The 17,754-nt window shown below is 44.9% G+C and carries 13 protein-coding genes and 1 tRNA gene; 8 read left to right on the top strand and 6 right to left on the bottom strand.

Going from position 1 to position 17,754, the window contains the following annotated elements:
• Nucleotides 1-238: 238 nt before the first annotated feature.
• Nucleotides 239-1,381, top strand: a complete 1,143-nt coding sequence (locus tag B0E43_RS18815; RefSeq protein WP_254423459.1) for an alpha-hydroxy acid oxidase — start codon at nt 239-241, stop codon at nt 1,379-1,381.
• A gap of 131 nt (nt 1,382-1,512) precedes the next feature.
• Here B0E43_RS18815 and B0E43_RS18810 read toward each other — a convergent pair whose 3' ends face one another.
• Nucleotides 1,513-2,790 (bottom strand): acetylxylan esterase, encoded by a 1,278-nt coding sequence (locus B0E43_RS18810; protein ID WP_254423458.1) that lies wholly within the window; start codon nt 2,788-2,790, stop codon nt 1,513-1,515.
• 202 nt (nt 2,791-2,992) lie between these two features.
• Between B0E43_RS18810 and B0E43_RS18805 the strand changes: the two genes are divergently transcribed.
• Together B0E43_RS18805 and B0E43_RS18800 are read left to right on the top strand one after the other, a co-directional pair.
• Nucleotides 2,993-5,062 carry a prolyl oligopeptidase family serine peptidase gene (locus tag B0E43_RS18805; protein WP_077352626.1) on the top strand — a complete coding sequence of 690 codons (2,070 nt, stop codon included), beginning with the start codon at nt 2,993-2,995 and terminating at the stop codon, nt 5,060-5,062.
• A complete protein-coding gene (locus tag B0E43_RS18800) occupies nt 5,059-6,141 on the top strand; it encodes a serine hydrolase (RefSeq protein WP_077352624.1) in 1,083 nt (360 codons plus the stop codon). Before B0E43_RS18805 ends, B0E43_RS18800 begins: the two co-directional genes overlap by 4 nt.
• A 47-nt stretch (nt 6,142-6,188) precedes the next feature.
• Here the strand turns inward: B0E43_RS18800 and B0E43_RS18795 are convergent, their stop codons facing one another.
• Nucleotides 6,189-6,716 (bottom strand): AAA family ATPase, encoded by a 528-nt coding sequence (locus B0E43_RS18795; RefSeq protein WP_077352622.1) that lies wholly within the window; start codon nt 6,714-6,716, stop codon nt 6,189-6,191.
• Entirely contained in the window at nt 6,703-7,320 is a 618-nt protein-coding gene (gene pnuC, locus B0E43_RS18790; protein WP_077352620.1) for a nicotinamide riboside transporter PnuC, read from the bottom strand. The genes B0E43_RS18795 and pnuC overlap by 14 nt, the downstream gene beginning before the upstream one ends.
• A 144-nt stretch (nt 7,321-7,464) precedes the next feature.
• Here pnuC and uvrA point away from each other — a divergent pair, with 144 nt between their 5' ends.
• Together uvrA and B0E43_RS18780 are read left to right on the top strand one after the other, a co-directional pair.
• The gene (uvrA, locus tag B0E43_RS18785) at nt 7,465-10,281 is read left to right on the top strand and encodes an excinuclease ABC subunit UvrA (RefSeq protein WP_077352618.1); all 2,817 of its coding nucleotides are present in this window, start codon (nt 7,465-7,467) and stop codon (nt 10,279-10,281) included.
• A gap of 120 nt (nt 10,282-10,401) precedes the next feature.
• Nucleotides 10,402-10,476 (top strand) — tRNA-Val (locus B0E43_RS18780).
• Between the two features lie 62 nt (nt 10,477-10,538).
• Here B0E43_RS18780 and B0E43_RS18775 read toward each other — a convergent pair.
• The 3 genes from B0E43_RS18775 to B0E43_RS18760 form a co-directional block, all read right to left on the bottom strand.
• Nucleotides 10,539-11,099 carry a hypothetical protein gene (locus tag B0E43_RS18775; RefSeq protein WP_139352824.1) on the bottom strand — a complete coding sequence of 187 codons (561 nt, stop codon included), beginning with the start codon at nt 11,097-11,099 and terminating at the stop codon, nt 10,539-10,541.
• A gap of 195 nt (nt 11,100-11,294) precedes the next feature.
• On the bottom strand, nt 11,295-12,440 hold the full coding sequence (locus B0E43_RS18765) for an ATP-binding protein (RefSeq protein WP_077352612.1): 1,146 nt from the start codon (nt 12,438-12,440) through the stop codon (nt 11,295-11,297).
• Between the two features lie 114 nt (nt 12,441-12,554).
• On the bottom strand, nt 12,555-13,529 hold the full coding sequence (locus tag B0E43_RS18760) for an NADPH:quinone oxidoreductase family protein (protein WP_077352610.1): 975 nt from the start codon (nt 13,527-13,529) through the stop codon (nt 12,555-12,557).
• Between the two features lie 74 nt (nt 13,530-13,603).
• On the opposite strand from B0E43_RS18760, the gene B0E43_RS18755 reads away from it, so the two are divergent.
• From B0E43_RS18755 to B0E43_RS18745, 3 genes are all read left to right on the top strand, one after another.
• A complete protein-coding gene (locus B0E43_RS18755) occupies nt 13,604-13,999 on the top strand; it encodes a GxxExxY protein (RefSeq protein WP_077352608.1) in 396 nt (131 codons plus the stop codon).
• A gap of 143 nt (nt 14,000-14,142) precedes the next feature.
• Complete coding sequence (locus B0E43_RS18750) at nt 14,143-15,531, top strand: dipeptidase (protein ID WP_077352606.1); 1,389 nt, start codon at nt 14,143-14,145, stop codon at nt 15,529-15,531.
• An 88-nt stretch (nt 15,532-15,619) separates the two neighbouring features.
• The gene (locus B0E43_RS18745) at nt 15,620-17,746 is read left to right on the top strand and encodes a cytochrome c biogenesis protein CcdA (RefSeq protein ID WP_077352604.1); all 2,127 of its coding nucleotides are present in this window, start codon (nt 15,620-15,622) and stop codon (nt 17,744-17,746) included.
• Nucleotides 17,747-17,754: the final 8 nt, after the last annotated feature.

The following is a 17,754-nucleotide window of genomic DNA, read 5'->3' as shown; positions in this document are numbered from 1 at the left end:
TTTTTAGCCGGCTCTTTTTTTGGTTTATGAAGAGTTTGATTTCTGGGTAAGCTTCGGAAAGAGAAAAAAATCTTCCTCCACCTATTTCCTACTACTGATTCATTTGAGAAGTATGACATTCCTGCAAATGAGGGTCTTATGGTTTTGGAAAGAGGAAAAGATTTGCGTTCCTTATTGAACTTTCAGGTAGAGAAAGGGAAACCTTAGGCCCAAAAAAACAAACTAATTCAAACCCAAAATGGAACATACAAGACGGGATTTACTCAAAATAATCACCGCAATGACAGGTGGTTTAATGGTTCCATTGTCCGGACAAAGCCAATCAGCTGGGCAAGATCAATTCCAATTGATTAACGGCAACACGGTTGACTTGTCCGAAATCATTAATTTGTTTGATTTTGAGAAAATGGCCGAAGGGAAAATGCCCAAAATGGCCTTCGAATATGTCGCAAGTGGTGCAGCTGATGAATTTACTGTGCGCTGGAACAGACAGGCATTAGATGCTATAAAATTAAATCCGAATGTGCTCAATGATGTCAGCAAATTGGATACATCTGTCACACTTTTTGGTCACAAACTACCTTATCCCATTTTAGTCGCACCAACGGCGTTTCATAAAATCATGCATCCCGAAGGCGAACTGGCGACTGCCAGAGGTGCAAGTAAAGCGGAGGCTATTTATGTGGTGAGTTCATTTACAACCACACCTTTGGAAGAAATTAAAAAAGTGGCAACCGAACCGTTTTGGTTTCAATTGTATGTGAGAGACGACAAAGAATTTACCAAAAACCTTGTTCAAAAAGCAGAGGAGTTAGGTTGTCGGGCTCTTTGCATTACGGTGGATACACCAGTTGGGGGTGCTCGAGATAGGCAAGCAAGAGTAAATTTTAAATTGCCTGATGGTATTAATGCACCGTATAGAATTGGTGAATCATTGTCTATTACCTGGAAAGAAATGGAGTGGCTAATTTCATTTGCAAAAGTACCAGTTTTATTAAAAGGGATTCTACATCCTGATGATGCAGATAAAGCAATTGAAATCGGTGCATCGGGCATAATAGTTTCCAATCACAGTGGCAGAAATTTAGATACTGTCCCGGCTACAATTGAAGTTTTACCACGAATTGTGGAAAGAGTAAACAAGAGAATTCCCATTCTGATGGATGGTGGAATAAGACGAGGCACTGATGTTTTGAAAGCGATTGCTTTGGGTGCAAATGCTGTGTTAGTTGGAAAGCCGATCTGTTTTGGTTTGGCTTCGGGTGGTGCAGAAGGTGTTACCAAAACCTTAGAAATTTTGAGAGCTGAATTTGAAATGGCAATGGCATTGACCGGAAGAGCCACAATTGCAAGCATTGATCAATCCTTGATATGGAAATAACAGAGTCAAGGACAATCGGGCAAAACCACTGTAGCCCTCAAAAGTTTTGTCAAAATTTGGGCTGACGAGTTTCAGATTTTCCGTAATCCTATTCCGCTAGCGGCCTTTATTCAGGAACATCAATCACATCTTCAGATTCCTTTTCCAAAATACTTCTTCCCCCATTCTATAAAATACAGCCAATTAGGACCAACCGTATGTCCGCCCTCATGCTGACGAAAAGCTAAATCCCCCTCGCCTAAAAAAGTCTGAATCGAAGGAAATTCTTCGGTTGATAATCCCTTTTTTCCAAGCAATTCATAAACCGGACCTGCCAAAACCGCAGCATCAAACATTCCTTTGGCATCAATCCATTGCCCTTCCACGGTCGGAGAACCTACTGAAATAAACACCGGCCTCGGAGAACAGAGAGCAATCAATTCATGGGCATCGACGGGCAAATCGTTCTGATTAAGCGGCCCAGCGTATTTGATAAAATTTGGGGCAAACCAATGGTACTCACCTGAGGCAGCCAAATTCTCAACCTGTTCCCCAAAAATCCTTCGAAGTAATTTGGCTCCTCCTGCTCCGGATGAACCGATCAAGCCAATCGAAAACCTAGGCTCATAAGCCATGGCAACTAATGCGGCTTTTCCATATCGTGACAAGCCTTCGACCCCGATTTTTGACTTATCCACTTTTGGATCGGTTTCGAGGTGATCCAAAGCGCGGCTTGCTCCCCAAGCCCAGGCTTTCAGGGTTCCCCAATCATCCAGTTTTCTGGGTTCGCCCTTATTTACCAAACCGATTATTCCTGATCGAAGTCCCGCACCATTATCCGCTTGGTAGCTTGTCGGAATGATTACCCCAAAGCCCCAGCCTTCTTTAAGAAGTTGTTCCTGCCAACTTGGGCCGGGAGGAGCTGGAGGTCTCTGCATTCCTGCCGGCCAGATCCAGCCAAACTCCTTAACCAAGGGAACAGGTTTTACACTATTTTTTGGGACACCATATTCAAAATCAATAGAAACAGAAATCGCAGGAAAAGCAGAGTTATCCACAATTCCTTTCAGTTTTCTATACTTGGTTTCTATTGACCCAATCAGAGTATCTTTTTCCCAAACCAGCTCCCATTTTACGCCAGGTAGGTTTTCGGGTGTCCTGCCATACATTTCCCGATCAAAAAGTTCTTTCAATTCAGCCTTTCGCTTTTCCCAATCTTTTGGATTTTTTACTGATTTTCCATCTTCAAAAATCAGTGGGAGAGGCATGTTTTCCAGTCTTACTTTGCTTTCATCAGAATTCGCGGCATTAAGAGCTTGAGGATTTCCCGACGGGCCTGGTCGAAGAGAATCAATCCCAAGCATTTTCATCATCAGTTGATGGTCCGCCTGTGTCAGCTTGTCCAAGCTATCCCGCTGCTGAGGCGTCATTTGAGCAATACAGATTTGTGAAAAAAGCCAAAAGGAAAAAATCAGGAAAGGCCGATGGATCATTAGTTTTTAGGTATAAAGTCCTAAAAGCTAGGACTTTTTAGGAAATAATCTTATATCGGTTTCCTGGATCAGCGCATATACCCATCAAGCATTTTGAATCCCTCATTGGGTTAAGTAATTTGAACAAAACCCCAACTTTATGAAAAAGAGCACTTTTACTTTTATTCTACTTTTGCTTTGGTTTCAACTTGTAGCACAAAGTGTTTCCGATTTTCTTTCGGTCCCATTCTCAACCTCAATGACTGCCGCTCCGGACGGAAAAGCTGTCGCTTGGGTGGTTAATGACCAAGGTGAAAGAAATGTTTTTTATGCAAAAGCTCCGAATTATCAAGCAAAAAAACTGACCGATTACAAAGGCGATAACGGAATTGATTTAGGCCCTTTGGTCTTTTCCCCGGATGGAAAAACAATTTTGTTTGTCCGTGGTAATCCCAGAAATCCAGCTGGGCAACCGGCAAATCCTGCACAACTTCAGGAAAATACAGACAAAAAGATCTACAGCCTGGATCTGCAAAGCGGAAAATTCAAGTGGTTTTCTCCGGGAACTTCACCTGTTTTCAGTCCGGATGGCCAAAATGTCGCTTACCTAATCGGCGGATCGGTTTATTTGAAGGCAAGCTCAGACACCACAGATTCTGTCAAGCAACTGTTCACGGCTAGAGGAAGTGCTTCAATGATTTCCTTTTCTCCTGACGGAAAATATCTGGCTTTTATGTCTGGCCGATCGGACCATTCCTATGTCGGATTATGGGATTTGGAGAAAAAGGAATTGACCTATCCGGAATCCAGCCTTGACTTTGATGCTTATCCGGCCTGGAGTCCTGATGGGAAAAAATTGGCCTACCTCCGGATTCCAAACATCCTAAACCTACTTCCATTCACTTCCATCAAAGAAGCAAATCCCTGGAGTATACGAGTACTCGATATTGCTTCGATGAAAGCTGAGGAGGTCTGGAAGGCCGATCTAGGCCGGGGATCTGTGATGGTGGACGATTTGCCAGCCGTAAGCGAGCGGCTATGGTGGACTCCCTCAGGTTCTTTGGTTTTCCCTTGGGAAAAAAACAACTGGATGCAATTATATGCCGTCAATCCACAAACCAAAGCAGTCAAGCACCTGACTCCAGGCGAAGGGCAGGTGGAATGGGTTCAGACTTCCTTCACCAAAAATGAGCTTTTGGTCACCCATAACATCGGAAATATCGATAGAAGACAAGTGTCAAGATTGGACTTATCCACATTTGAAATGGAACTACTGTCCGATCCGCAGACAATCAATTGGGCTCCTGTCCGTATCGAAAATGGCTTGGCTTGGTTTCAATCCAATTGGGATCGTCCGGGATGGCCCATGATCAAAACCTACGGGAAGACCAAAATGCTGGCGGAGGAGTATTTTCCGGCTAATTTCCCAAAAAAACTTAGCAAGCCTGAATCGATTACACTTAAAGCAAAAGACGGTTTTGAAAGCTATGGGCAGCTTTTCCTTCCAGCCGAATACGACCCAAGCAAGAAATATCCTGCGGTAATTTTCCTCCATGGCGGTAGTAGAAGACAGATGCTTTTGGGATTCAATTATGGCATGTATTACAGTCATACCTATGCCGCCCAGCAATACTTCGCTACTCAGGGATATATTGCATTTATTTTGAATTACCGCAGTGGAATCGGATACGGTATGGACTTCCGCGAGGAGGAAAATTACGGTGCCGGAGGAGCAAGTGAGGTACAGGACGTGATGGCCGCAGCAGATTATCTGGCGTCCAGATCTGATGTCGATGCTTCAAGAATTGCACCTTGGGGCGGTAGCTATGGCGGATTTCTGACTGCACATGCGCTTTCTCAGGCTCCTGAAAAATTCCTTGTGGGTGTGGATATACATGGCGTGCACAACTGGAACAATGACATTCCGGTCTTTGCCTCCTGGTATAAACCTGAGAAATTCCCGGAAATGGCCGCTTTGGCTTTCAAATCCTCCCCTATGAACTTTGTAAAAAACTGGAAGGACCCTGTGCTTCTGATCCATGGGGATGACGACAGGAATGTGCTTTTCTCAGAAAGTGTAGAGCTTGCGGAAGTCCTTCGAAAACAGGGTGTTCACGTGGAGCAATTAATCTATCCGGATGAGGTTCACTCGTTCCTCCTACATAAAAACTGGGTTAATGCTTTCGATGCTACTTTCAATTTTATTAACAAATATTCTTTGGTGAAATGAGCAAGTTATCCACATTAATTGTCTTGTTTTTTCTGTTGATAAATCCTGGATTTTCACAGCAAAAAATCCTGGAAAGCGCTCTTAATCAAGCCGAATCCAACGGTTTCTCAGGGGTAATTTTGGTAGCAGAGGACGGAAAAATCCTCATGGAAAAAGCAATAGGAAAGCGATCTTTTGAACAAAATATCCTGCTTTTTCCATCAGACATTTTCGAATTAGCTTCCGTTTCTAAGCAGTTTACCGCCATGATCGTGATGATGTGCCGGGAAAAAAAGATGCTTTCCTTCGATGATCCGGTGGAAAAGTACCTGGACATCCCATACAAAGGAATCACCATCCGGCATCTGCTGACTCATACCAGCGGCCTGCCCGATTATCAGGCCATCATGGATGAGCACTGGGACAAAAGTAAAGTGGCCGGCAATCCGGAAATCCTCGAATACCTCAACCGGTATGCACCCCAAAAAATCTTTGACCCCGGAGAGCAATACCTCTACAGTAATACCGGATATGTTCTGTTGGCAAGCATCGTGGAGAAAGCAAGCAAAAAAGATTTCATTGAATTGGCAAAAGAATGGATTTTCAAGCCATTAGGCATGAAAGACACAGATATTCGGACTCTGGAGGAAAAGGCTGCCATTCCTAATTTTGCCGCGGGCCATCTCTTGGACAGCTTGGGAAATTATGTGAATGCAAATAAATTCCATTCCTCAGACTACACCGTTTGGCTGGGTAACCGCAAAGGTCCGGGACGAGTCAGTAGTACTGCACAGGATTTGCTCAGGTGGGATCAGGCACTTTACACCCAAAAATTAGTCAAAAAGGAAACACTCGAAGAGGCATTTTCACCCTATATTCTGAACGACGGTACAAGAAGCTATTACGGCTTTGGCTGGGAAGTGGAACCCAAAAGCCCCTTTGGGAAAATGATCCTACATACCGGTGACAATCCGGGATACAAAACGATTTTGGTTCGGTTCATTGAGGAAAACAAAACGATCATCGTACTAAACAACAACTATCACCCAGATCAAATAAAATTGGTTGAGGCGGCGACTCTTTCATTGAGGAAGTGGTGAATGGGTTGAAAAATTTGAAGATTGAAAAATTGAAAAATTAAAGGATTCTAATCCACAAGTTGATTTAGAGCATCTAAAGCAGTTTGAAGCCTTATTTGTTGATCGCCGGAAACAATCAAAAAAGGAAAACCGCTTTCCTGAGCCAATTGAAGATACTTTTGGAAAAAATACTGGCGCATTTCCAGTTCGGGATATTCACGAAGCGGATCCGGAGTCCAAGGCAAATCCGTGTCAGTCAGCAGAATCAAATCGTATTTTCTCCGGGCGATTTCATCCAAAACCCAAGCATCCGTTTTGCCAAATCGATGCTCCGACCAAATGTGGATAACTCGCAGGTCTGTATCGCAAAAGAGGAAATTTTGGGCTTTTTCGGCTAGGCGATTTTCCAATGCTACTTGTCCTTTACCGATTTCCAGTAAGTCTTCGTAGTTATAAGGGCGATTGATTTTTTCCAGGTATTCCCGGGCATATTCCGGCACCCAAGGTTCGCTAAAATGATTTGCTAAGTCCTCCGCCAAGGTACTTTTTCCAGTAGACTCCGGTCCCAAAATGAGAATTCGCTTAGGCTTCTGCATGGCTTTTGGCAGATTTGATCCAAGCAATTAGGCCCATAGTGGCCAAGATGGTGAAGATTAGAAACTGGAATGAAGTCAAGATCAAGCCTTTATAAAAATAAAGTGGTACAGAGACTAAGTCAGTCAGCAACCAAAAGTACCAGTTTTCTACCTTCTTTTTGGCCATCAGCCACATTCCTACAAATGCCGAGGCTGTGGTAAACGAATCCCAGTAGGGCACATCACTGTCTGTAAACGCCTTGAGTACAGAAGATAAAATGACAAAAGAAAGCAGAAACAACCAAGTTGCCCAATGCCATTCTTTAGAACTCATCCAGGTGGTGGGGAGAACCTTGGTCTGAGTCTGCGGATGACTCCACACAAACCAGCCATAGATCGACATTCCGAAATAATAGGCATTGATGCCCATGTCCGCATATACCTTGTACTGAAAACAAATCCAGACATAGATTGAAGTAGAAATCAGTCCAGTCGGATACACCCAAATATGCTCCCGCATGGAGTAAAAAACCGAAGCAATCCCAAAAAATATGGCCACAGCCTCCAGCCAGGTCATATTTTTCAAGCCTTCGGCAAATCCATCGAGGAGAAATTGGAGATCCATGTTCGAAATAAGCCAATTTTGAAATATAAATGAGTTTGTAAGTTGTAAATGGTAAGTTGTAAATCGAACTACTTACCACTCACGAGGCACAAAAAGTCCAACCATTTGGCCATTTCCTCTGTTGTCTGATTAACTTTGCCAGCTATGACTTTAAGCACTTTACCCGCTAAAATCGACTTCGATTCCCTCGATCCCAGAGAATTCATCATCATAAAAAACGCCAGGGTCAATAACCTCAAAAGCCTGAGCGTGGCGATTCCCCGAAACAAATTCATAGTCATCACCGGACTTTCTGGTTCGGGCAAATCCTCTCTGGCATTCGATACACTTTTTGCCGAGGGCCAGCGGATGTATGTGGAGAGCTTGAGCTCCTACGCTCGCCAGTTTCTCGGAAGGATGGAAAAACCCGACGTGGAATACATCAAAGGCGTGGCTCCGGCCATTGCGATCCAGCAAAAAGTCAGCACCAAAAACCCTCGCTCCACAGTCGGCACCACCACGGAGATTTATGATTACCTGAAACTGCTATTCTCCCGTGTCGGCAAGACTTTTTCTCCCGTATCGGGGAAAGAAGTGAAGCATCACACCGTGACCGACATTGTGGATTATGTCCTTTCCTTTGAGGAAGGGGCCAAAGTCATGATTTCCTGTCCACTGCAGATTGAGCGCGGAAGAAAAATCGAACAGGAATTGGAGCTGCTTTTGCAAAAAGGCTACACCCGAATCCTCATCGACGGGGAAGTATATTTTGTAGAGGATCTTTTGGGGGAAAAGAAAATAAAGAAAGGCTCGTACGAAATCCTAATCGATCGAGCTACAGTGCTGAAAGACGACGAAGACAATCAGTTCCGGATTGCCGACTCTATCCAAACTGCCCTTTTCGAAGGTCATGGGGACTGTAAAATCACCGTGCCGGATGTCCAAACCAAGTCTTTTTCTGACCGGTTTGAGCTCGACGGCATGAGTTTCGAGCTTCCTTCGGTCAACTTTTTCTCTTTCAATAATCCCTATGGCGCCTGTAAAAGATGCGAAGGCTTTGGCAATGTGCTGGGCATCGACAGGGATTTGGTGATTCCTGACAAGGAAATGTCAGTTTACGAAGGAGCCATTGCTCCTTGGCGCGGTGAATCCAGCAAGCAGTGGTTGGAACCTTTGCTGAAAAAAGGCATCGAATTCGACTTCCCGATCCATAGGACTTATGGAGAACTTACTGAAAAGGAACAGGAATTGCTCTGGACCGGAAACAAATATTTTCAGGGACTAAATGCCTTTTTTGAAGATCTGGAAAGCAAAACCTACAAAATCCAATACCGGGTCATGCTGTCAAGGTTCCGTGGTCGCACTACTTGTCCGGATTGCCGCGGAACCAGATTGCGAAAAGATGCATCCTATGTCAAACTCCAGGGAAAATCCATCACTGACATCGTATTGATGCCGATTGAGGATGCCTTGACTTTCTTCCAAAAAATAGAGTTAGCACCTCACGAAGCCAAGATTGCCAACCGATTGCTAAAGGAAATCGTAAGCCGTCTGGAATTTATGGATCAGGTCGGTTTGGGGTATTTGACACTGAACCGCCTTACATCCTCTCTTTCCGGAGGAGAATATCAGCGGATCAAACTGGCAACTTCCTTGGGTTCGGCCCTGGTAGGTTCCATGTATATTTTGGATGAACCCAGCATCGGTCTGCACCCGCGGGATACAGATCGATTGATTGGAGTATTAAAAGAACTTCGGGATCTCGGGAATACAGTGATTGTAGTAGAGCATGAGGAAAAGGTGATGAAAGCCTCAGACCAGATTATCGACATCGGACCGGATGCCGGAGTGAAGGGCGGAGAATTGCTTTTCCAGGGAAAAATCGAGGACTTGATCACTTCCGGAACAACTTATACAGCCAAATATCTGCGTGGCGAAGAGAAGATTTTCACCAAAATCGGCAATCGGAAGTGGAAGGATTCTATCACGGTGAAAGGTGCCCGGGAAAACAACCTGAAAAATCTGACTGTCCAATTTCCACTAAATACACTTACCGTCGTGACAGGAGTTTCCGGTTCGGGAAAGTCCACACTGATCAAAAAAGTGCTGTATCCGGCTTTGGGAAAAATGCTGGGAACAGTCCTGGACGAAAGCGGAAAATACGATCGGATCGAAGGAGACTATAAGCGGGTCACCCAGGTAGAATTTGTAGATCAGGATCCGATCGGCAAGTCTTCCCGCTCCAATCCGGTGACTTATGTCAAGGCCTATGATGCGATCCGAAATCTCTTTTCAGAGCAGCCCCTTTCCAAGCAACGAGGTTACAAACCGGCATTTTTCTCTTTCAATGTAGATGGTGGAAGATGCGAAGCCTGTCAGGGCGAAGGTACCATAACGGTGGAGATGCAGTTTATGGCCGACATCCACCTGACCTGCGAATCCTGCAAAGGCAAGCGATTTAAGAATGAAATTCTTGAGGTCAAATTCAAGGAAAAGGACATTTCAGAAGTGCTTGGAATGACCATCGACGAGGCCCTGGAATTTTTCAAAGGCAAAACTCAGATCATCAATAAACTTCAGCCGCTTCAGGAAGTTGGCTTGGGCTATATCGGCATGGGCCAAAGCTCCAATACACTTTCCGGTGGAGAGGCTCAGCGGGTGAAACTGGCTTCTTTCCTGGGAAAAGGCGGAACCAAAACCGGAGATCACATCCTGTTCATCTTCGACGAACCTACCACCGGTCTCCACTTCCACGACATCAGCAAACTGCTTCACAGCATCAATGCGCTGATCGATCAGGGACACTCCGTGATCATCATCGAGCACAATACAGAAGTCATAAAATCCGCAGATTGGGTGATTGACCTTGGACCTGAGGGTGGAAATAAAGGCGGTCATCTGACCTTTGCGGGAATTCCGGAAGACTTGGCGATGGAAGAGGGGAATTTCACGGGAAAGTATTTGCGGGAGAGTTTTGTTTAAGTTAAAACCCTCCAAGGGTTGCGAACCCTTGGAGGGTTATCTATATTCGCAAGCACAAATCGGGATCTTAGCTCATCCGCGATAGCAATCGGGAGGTTTAGAGCCTGATTTTAGTATTTTGGGATCTTAGCTCAGTTGGTTTAGAGCGCTGCTTTGACAGAGCAGAGGTCATGGGTTCGAATCCCTTAGGTCCCACAAAAATAAGCCTAACTCATTTTTCTACGAGTTGGGCTTTAGTTTTTGGACGTTACCTAGTCTTAAATCAGAGTTGGATTTTTCCTTCTAGAAAGTTCCAGTGATTTTAAAAACTCTATCCCAATTTGCCAAAGACTTACGGGAACAGGATTGTCCATATCTCTCCCGTGAGATTCTCCTCCTTGAAAAAATTTCCAGCCAATTGAATTTTGATATGCGAGCTGATAATACTTTTGATCTATCCTAGGGTCAACATGACTTCCCCCATCCTGATCTGCCGCAAAAGCAACTAAATCCTTTCTAGTCCATTGATGTCTGAGTGAATCACTAATTACTATTTCCTCTGACCACCATCTTTCAAAAGACAGTGTTCTGAACTCAGAGTGAATCTCATGTGGGACGTAGGAGGCTTGTGTAGATTCTACACGCATAAATAGAAGCCCTAAAAATGGTACTAAACTCGATGGATCAAATCTGTTAGATGTAGAAACCATTTCTATCTTGTCTGTAATCTCTAGCTGATTTAACAACGACTTATTTGCCCGATGATGATGGAAAAGAATTCTGAAGCTTGCGGCCAAAGGTTTGTAAAAATCAAAATGTCCATCAACAATTTGATTCATGTAGAATACCACAAATTTTTCGTGACTCTTGAACTCCGTCAAGATTTCGGATCTCGTCCTTTGGTATTTTTCAGATTGACTCATTATGCTTTTTCTTCACAAACTTTGAGTTTGAACAACCTTAAGTTACACTAACTTTTTCTAAAATGGGCAGTAATAAATTGGCGCAAAATTCTCATCGGATCATGAGCCTTTTTACTTTCTACCCAAGAACTCCTTCAATCCTACCGCCCTGACTTTTTCTGAAAGTGGATAGCCATCCGAAATCCGACAGATGATTACGCCATTTTCTGCACCGGTATCTTCCATGGAGATCTGCATGCCTTTGCTGAGTTTGGGGGAAAGGGTGTTTTTGATTTCAATGGCGGTTTTTACGACTCCATTTTTCACCAAAAGCAAGTCACATTCCGCTCCCTGATGGGTCCGGTAGAAGTAGTATTCATACTCCTCCCTCAATGTGGCAATAATCTGCTCGATCACAAATCCTTCCCAACTTGGCCCGACCAACAACTGATTGATCAGGGAATCCATGCTATCCACGCCGGTCAGGGAATGCAGTAGGCCTGTATCCCGAATAAAGACTTTGGGCGATTTGACCAGTCGTTTTTTGATATTTTGGTGAAAAGGAGCCAAAACCCTCACCATAAAAGATCCTTCCAAAAACTCAAGATATCGGTTGACCGTCGGACGGGTAATTCCAAGTGCTTTCGCAAAACTCTCCGCATTCCAGATTCCCCCCTGAGCATTAGCCAGCATCATCCAAAAGCGTTCCACCAGTCGTGGATCTGTGCTAAGTCCAATCTGCGCCAGATCTCTTTCAAGATAGGTTTTGATGAAGTTCTGCCTCCAAAGCTGTGACTCCCGCTCGCTTTTGGTTAGAAAAGACAGGGGAAACCCACCCCGAATCCAGAGTTTTTGGAGTTCGTCAGGATCAATTTCTCCAAGGTAAAAAGGAGTCAGCTCCAAATAGCCAATCCGGCCAGCCAAGGAATCAGCACTCTTTCGGATGAGATCCGGAGACGCCGAACCCAACAAAATAAATCGTCCGGGCTCGCGCTGTTCATCGATCAGACTTCTCAGTTCGGCAAAAAGCTCCGGCATCAGTTGAATCTCATCGAGGATGACCGTTTTGTCAGTATGGGCTTTCAAGAAAAGTTCGGGATCAACCAATTTGGCTCGGTCAGATGCTTTTTCCAAATCGAGGTACAGACTTTCCTTTTCGAGTTTCAGGTTTTTGACGAGGGTCGTCTTTCCCACCTGCCTTGGGCCCAATAGGCCAACAGCTGGGAAAATCGAAAGATATTCCTGCAAAAGAGGTAGAATGTTACGGTCTTTTACCATGAAAATCGAAAGTTTGATTTACGTATTTCATGGTAAATGTAGGGAGACTAAAGATGAAATCAAATCATTTTACCATGAAAATCGAAAATTGGATTTACGATTTTCATGGTAAAATCAAATCACCACCACCCCTTTGCCCAGCATCTTCCGATCCAAAATCGCCTGCAAGGCTTCAGGCGCTTCTTGCAAAGTGTATTTTCTACCAATGTGTTGTTTGATTTTTCCTTCCTGAATCCAAGCGACGAGTTGACGTATATTCTGAAAACTGGCCTTGGCCTCCACTTTGGAAAATTGTCCCCAAAACACCCCCAGAATCGAGCAGCCTTTCAGCAAGGGCAAATTCATCGGGATCTGGGGAATTTCCCCATTGGCAAAGCCCACGATCAGGTAGCGGCCTTTCCAAGCCATACCCCGGAGAGCGGATTCGGTGAATTTGCCACCAACCGGATCATAAACCACGTCGACACCTTTACCTCCCGTCAATTCTTTGATTTGGGTTTTGAGGTCTTCGGTTTCGTAATTGATTGTATGTTCTGCACCTTTTTCACGGCAGAGAGCAAGTTTCTCATCCGAAGATGCGGCCGCGATGACTTTCGCTCCCATCAATTTGCTCAATTCTACCGCCGCCAGTCCCACCCCCCCAGCTGCCCCGAGTACCAGGAGAGTTTCTCCTGGCTGAATGTTGGCCCTGTCTTTTAGGGCATGGTAGGAAGTCCCATAGGTGTAAAGAGTCGTGGCTGCCACCTCCGCAGAAAGTCCGGGAGGAAGGGGAAACATCCGATCTACGTCCACGGCGACCTTTTCCGCAAATCCTCCCCAGCCACACAGTGCGAGAACCGGCTGGCCGAGCTGAAATCCCTGCACCTGATCACCTAGGGCAATGATCTTTCCTGCTACTTCCCCTCCCGGAGCAAAAGGAAGTTCAGGCTTGAACTGGTATTTGTTTTGGATAATCAGCACATCGGGGAAATTGACTCCACAGGCCTCCACGGCAATTAGGACTTGATTTGGGGCAGGAATGGGATCAGCAATTTCTTGAACAGTTAAAGTTTCAGGAAGGCCAAATTGGGTACAGAGAAGTGCTTTCATATTTTGTGTTTTGCCACGAAGGCACGAAGACGCTATGGATTTATTAAATTAAGATTCAAAAATTTTTAATTTAAATGAATCACACGAAACCTACAGATTTTGAAGAACAAATCGGGACAGTTGTAGTTCATGCTGCTTTTACCGTTCACAAAGATCTTGGTCCTGGACTTTTGGAAAGGATTTACGAGGTATGTATGGAGCATGAACTTAAAAAAGCAGGATTTGAAGTTAAAAGACAAGTTAACATTCCGATTTCCTATGATGGAATCTGGTTTGATGAAGGACTCCGGTTGGATTTGCTGGTCAATGACAGGGTGATAGTAGAGCTCAAAGCCGTTGATGTGGTAAATCCCGTATGGGAAGCTCAAATTATCAGCCACCTCAAACTTTCAAAACTGAACTTAGGCTATTTGATCAATTTCAATGTTCCGATAATCAAAAAAGGAATCCGGCGCTTCGTCAATACATAATTTTTTTTATCTCCTCGGCGTACTCTTCAAAATGAAATTTTTATTAGCGTCTTAGTGCCTTCGTGGCTAAAATCAAAAATTCCTAGGCAAATCCTTCCGAAAGGAATAATTTTGAGGCCTTTAGAAACTTCAAACACCCAAATATGTCCGTAGCTGCTTTTATCGAAAAAAACAAAGACCGATTTCTCAACGAACTGCTGGAATTGCTCCGAATCCCTTCCGTGAGCGCCGATCCCAAATTCAAAAACGACGTCTTTGCGGCAGCCCAGTTTGTCAAAGAATCCCTGGAAAAAGCAGGTGCTGATGTGGCCGAAATCTGCCCGACGGCTGGCTATCCCATTGTTTACGGAGAAAAAATCATCGATCCGGCCTTGCCAACTGTCTTGGTTTACGGGCATTATGACGTGCAGCCCGCTGATCCATATGAGCTTTGGGATTCCCCACCTTTCGAACCTGTCATCAAAAAAACGGCAATACATCCTGAAGGGGCTATTTTCGCCCGCGGCTCAGCTGACGACAAAGGGCAGTTTTACATGCACGTGAAAGCTTTGGAAGCCATGATCGGCTCCGGTGATTTGCCCTGCAATGTGAAATTTATGATAGAGGGCGAGGAGGAAGTCGGCTCAGACAACCTGGACAAATTCGTATTGGCCAACAAAGAGCGGCTAAAAGCTGACGTGATCCTGATTTCAGATACGCACATGATCAGCATGAAGGATCCTTCCATCACAGTGGGACTTCGCGGCATGGCATATATGGAGGTGGAAGTGACTGGCTCCAATCGGGATTTGCACTCCGGAACCTATGGGGGTGCCGTGGCCAATCCGATTAATGTGCTTTGCAAAATGATCTCCTCATTGAAGGACGAGAATGAGCACATTACCATCCCGGGTTTTTATGAAAAAGTACAGGAACTCACCGCTCAGCAGCGTCAGCGATTGAATGAAGCCCCCTTTGAACTCAGTGAATACAAAGACAAACTGGACATTGCCGATGTCCATGGAGAAAAAGGCTATACCACCATCGAGCGGGTGGGCATCCGACCGACTCTGGATGTTAATGGGATCTGGGGTGGCTATACCGGAGAAGGAGCCAAAACAGTCCTTCCCTCCAAAGCTTTTGCAAAAATCTCCATGCGCCTCGTTCCCGACCAAGACTGGCATGAAATTGCTACTCTTTTCGAAAATCACTTCAAATCAATTGCTCCCGATTCCGTCAAAGTGAAAGTGAAAACCCATCACGGTGGAGCTCCTGCAGTAGTTTCCGATTCTTCAATCGGTTACAAAGCGGCAGAAGCGGCGATGGAAGAAACATTTGGCAAAAGACCGATCCCAACCCGCGAGGGAGGTTCGATTCCGATTGTGGCTTTGTTCCAAAAAGAGCTAGGAAGCGATCCTATTTTATTCGGCTTTGGCTTGGATACCGATGCGCTTCATTCACCAAACGAGCATTACGGGGTAAAAAATTACTTTATAGGCATTGAGACGATTGCAGCATTCTTCCGTCACTTCAGGGCATTAAGCGAAAAGTGATCAAAGTCGCCAAATGCCTAGTCGATTGATCTTATTTTCGAACCTCAAGTACTAATTCCTTGTTTGCCAGAGTAAATCCAATCCATAGATGACCTTCAATTCTAAAAAAATCGGAATCTTTCTCGTTCCGGTTTTTCTTTTGATTTCTGCTTTTGCCCAAGCCCAATTGGTGAAGCCACCGAAATGGACATTTACATTTGAGCCAAAGGAATTGCAAGTTGGAGAAACGGCCAACTTGGTCTTTGAAGTACAAATTCCTATAGGCTGGTATGTGTATTCGAATGATTTTGACGAGGATTTGGGTCCTTGGTTGACCAAATTTATTCCTAGCGACTCTGAGGATTTTTCGATCGCCTCTAATCTCAAAGCGATCAATCCAAAGAAAAAATTTGATGAGATCTGGGAAGGTGATATCACCTATTTTATGGGAAAAGGGCGGTTTGAGCAGCCTATCATCATTCAATCAACCTCCGGAGTAATTAAAGGCACACTTAGATATCAGATGTGCAATGATGTGAGTTGCACTAATTTCGAAGATGATATTGAGATAAGGTTTATTGCAAAAGAGTCTAGTCGTTCTGCCGCTACTTCCGAAGCAGCAGTCATTACTGACTCAAAAGCCAACTTAGAAGAAGGCCCCGAAAAACTGGTGGATTCAGCAACTGAAGCATCACCCTTTGGATTAGTGGATGGTCCGGCTTCTGGAGAAGCAGGACAATCAGGTGACGAATTAAAGCAAACACCAGTCGAACCCCAAGACTTCACCACAGAAGGTGAGACTGAATCCCTTTGGGGTTTTATTGTCTTGGCATTTTTGGCGGGATTGGCTGCCTTGGTGACGCCATGTGTGTTTCCGATGATTCCGATGACAGTGAGCTTTTTCACTGGTAGATCAAAATCCCGGGCACAAGGAATCCGTCAGGCGATGATTTACGGCATTTCGATCATCTCCATCTATACTGTGGCTGGGACAGCCGTAGCCGCCATCCAGGGCCCTGAGTTTGCCAACTGGCTGGCTACGCACTGGATTCCCAATGTGTTCTTCTTCGGTATTTTCATTGTCTTTGCCTTAGCATTTTTGGGCATGTTTGAGTTGAATCTGCCTTCCAGCTTTGTAAACAAAATCGATGCAAAAGCTGAGAAAGGCGGATTGGGAGGGGTATTCTTTATGGCCTTTACTCTGGTGTTGGTTTCTTTCTCCTGCACCGGGCCGATTGTGGGTTCGATTCTGATTTCCTCTGCTGGAGGTGAATTAGTCAAACCGGTTTTGGGGATGTTTGCCTTTGGATTGGCCTTTGCGATTCCTTTTACCCTCTTTGCCATTTTCCCGGAATGGATGCAACGTCTGCCCAAATCCGGCGGTTGGCTCAATACGGTCAAGGTCGTTTTGGGCTTTTTGGAACTGGCCTTGGCTTTCAAGTTTCTGTCAATTGCCGACTTGGTGTACCATTGGGGCATATTGGACCGGGATATTTTCTTGGCCATTTGGATTGTGATTTTCTCGGCTTTAGGTTTTTACCTGTTGGGAAAAATCAAACTGCCCCATGATTCCAAACTGGATTACATTGGAGTGCCTCGCTTGTTGTTGGCCCTATTGACTTTTGCGTTTGTGGTGCACATGATTCCCGGACTTTGGGGAGCTCCGCTCAAAATCCTTAGCGGTTATCTCCCTCCGATTACCACACAACAATTCAAACTTGAGGAGGGAATTACCTCCGTAAAATCAGCCAATACATCTGGAGAAGTGATTAAATACGGGGATCTGCTGAAAATCCCTCATGGAATCCCAGGCTACTTTGACTACGAGCAGGCCTTGGCTGCCGCAAAAAAAGAAGGCAAACCCCTTCTGATCGACTTTACCGGTCACGGATGTGTGAATTGCCGGAAAATGGAGGAAAATGTCTGGGTGGATCCTCAAGTCCTGAAGCGACTCAGAGAAGATTTTGTAATGGTTGCATTGTATATCGATGAGCGATTGGAACTTCCGGAAAGCGAATGGTACACTTCCTCCTACGACGCCAAGATGAAAAAGACCCTCGGCAAGCAAAACGCGGACTTCCAAATCACCCGATTCAACAACAACGCTCAACCGTACTATGTGATTCTGGATCATCAGGAGCAATTGCTAGCGAAACCGAGAGGGTACAATACGGATATTGCGGCTTTTGTGGAGTTTTTAGATGGGGCAAATAGGGAGTTTGAAATGAGGAAGTAACTATTGAA

Source organism: Algoriphagus sp. A40 (genome assembly GCF_002002735.1).
Lineage (GTDB): Bacteria > Bacteroidota > Bacteroidia > Cytophagales > Cyclobacteriaceae > Algoriphagus.
Note: the sequence above shows the minus strand (reverse complement) of the source record. Positions and strands in the feature narration are given on the sequence as shown.

What these genes read in the sequence shown, in the direction of transcription:
- B0E43_RS18795 (WP_077352622.1), bottom strand. Translation starts at nt 6,716, where the DNA reads ATGCAGAAGCCTAAGCGAATTCTCATTTTGGGACCGGAGTCTACTGGA.
- B0E43_RS18815 (WP_254423459.1), top strand. Translation starts at nt 239, where the DNA reads ATGGAACATACAAGACGGGATTTACTCAAAATAATCACCGCAATGACA.
- B0E43_RS18765 (WP_077352612.1), bottom strand. Translation starts at nt 12,440, where the DNA reads ATGGTAAAAGACCGTAACATTCTACCTCTTTTGCAGGAATATCTTTCG.
- B0E43_RS18800 (WP_077352624.1), top strand. Translation starts at nt 5,059, where the DNA reads ATGAGCAAGTTATCCACATTAATTGTCTTGTTTTTTCTGTTGATAAAT.
- B0E43_RS18805 (WP_077352626.1), top strand. Translation starts at nt 2,993, where the DNA reads ATGAAAAAGAGCACTTTTACTTTTATTCTACTTTTGCTTTGGTTTCAA.
- uvrA (WP_077352618.1), top strand. Translation starts at nt 7,465, where the DNA reads ATGACTTTAAGCACTTTACCCGCTAAAATCGACTTCGATTCCCTCGAT.
- B0E43_RS18775 (WP_139352824.1), bottom strand. Translation starts at nt 11,099, where the DNA reads ATGAATCAAATTGTTGATGGACATTTTGATTTTTACAAACCTTTGGCC.
- B0E43_RS18745 (WP_077352604.1), top strand. Translation starts at nt 15,620, where the DNA reads ATGACCTTCAATTCTAAAAAAATCGGAATCTTTCTCGTTCCGGTTTTT.
- B0E43_RS18760 (WP_077352610.1), bottom strand. Translation starts at nt 13,529, where the DNA reads ATGAAAGCACTTCTCTGTACCCAATTTGGCCTTCCTGAAACTTTAACT.
- B0E43_RS18755 (WP_077352608.1), top strand. Translation starts at nt 13,604, where the DNA reads ATGAATCACACGAAACCTACAGATTTTGAAGAACAAATCGGGACAGTT.
- B0E43_RS18810 (WP_254423458.1), bottom strand. Translation starts at nt 2,790, where the DNA reads ATGACGCCTCAGCAGCGGGATAGCTTGGACAAGCTGACACAGGCGGAC.
- B0E43_RS18750 (WP_077352606.1), top strand. Translation starts at nt 14,143, where the DNA reads ATGTCCGTAGCTGCTTTTATCGAAAAAAACAAAGACCGATTTCTCAAC.
- pnuC (WP_077352620.1), bottom strand. Translation starts at nt 7,320, where the DNA reads ATGGATCTCCAATTTCTCCTCGATGGATTTGCCGAAGGCTTGAAAAAT.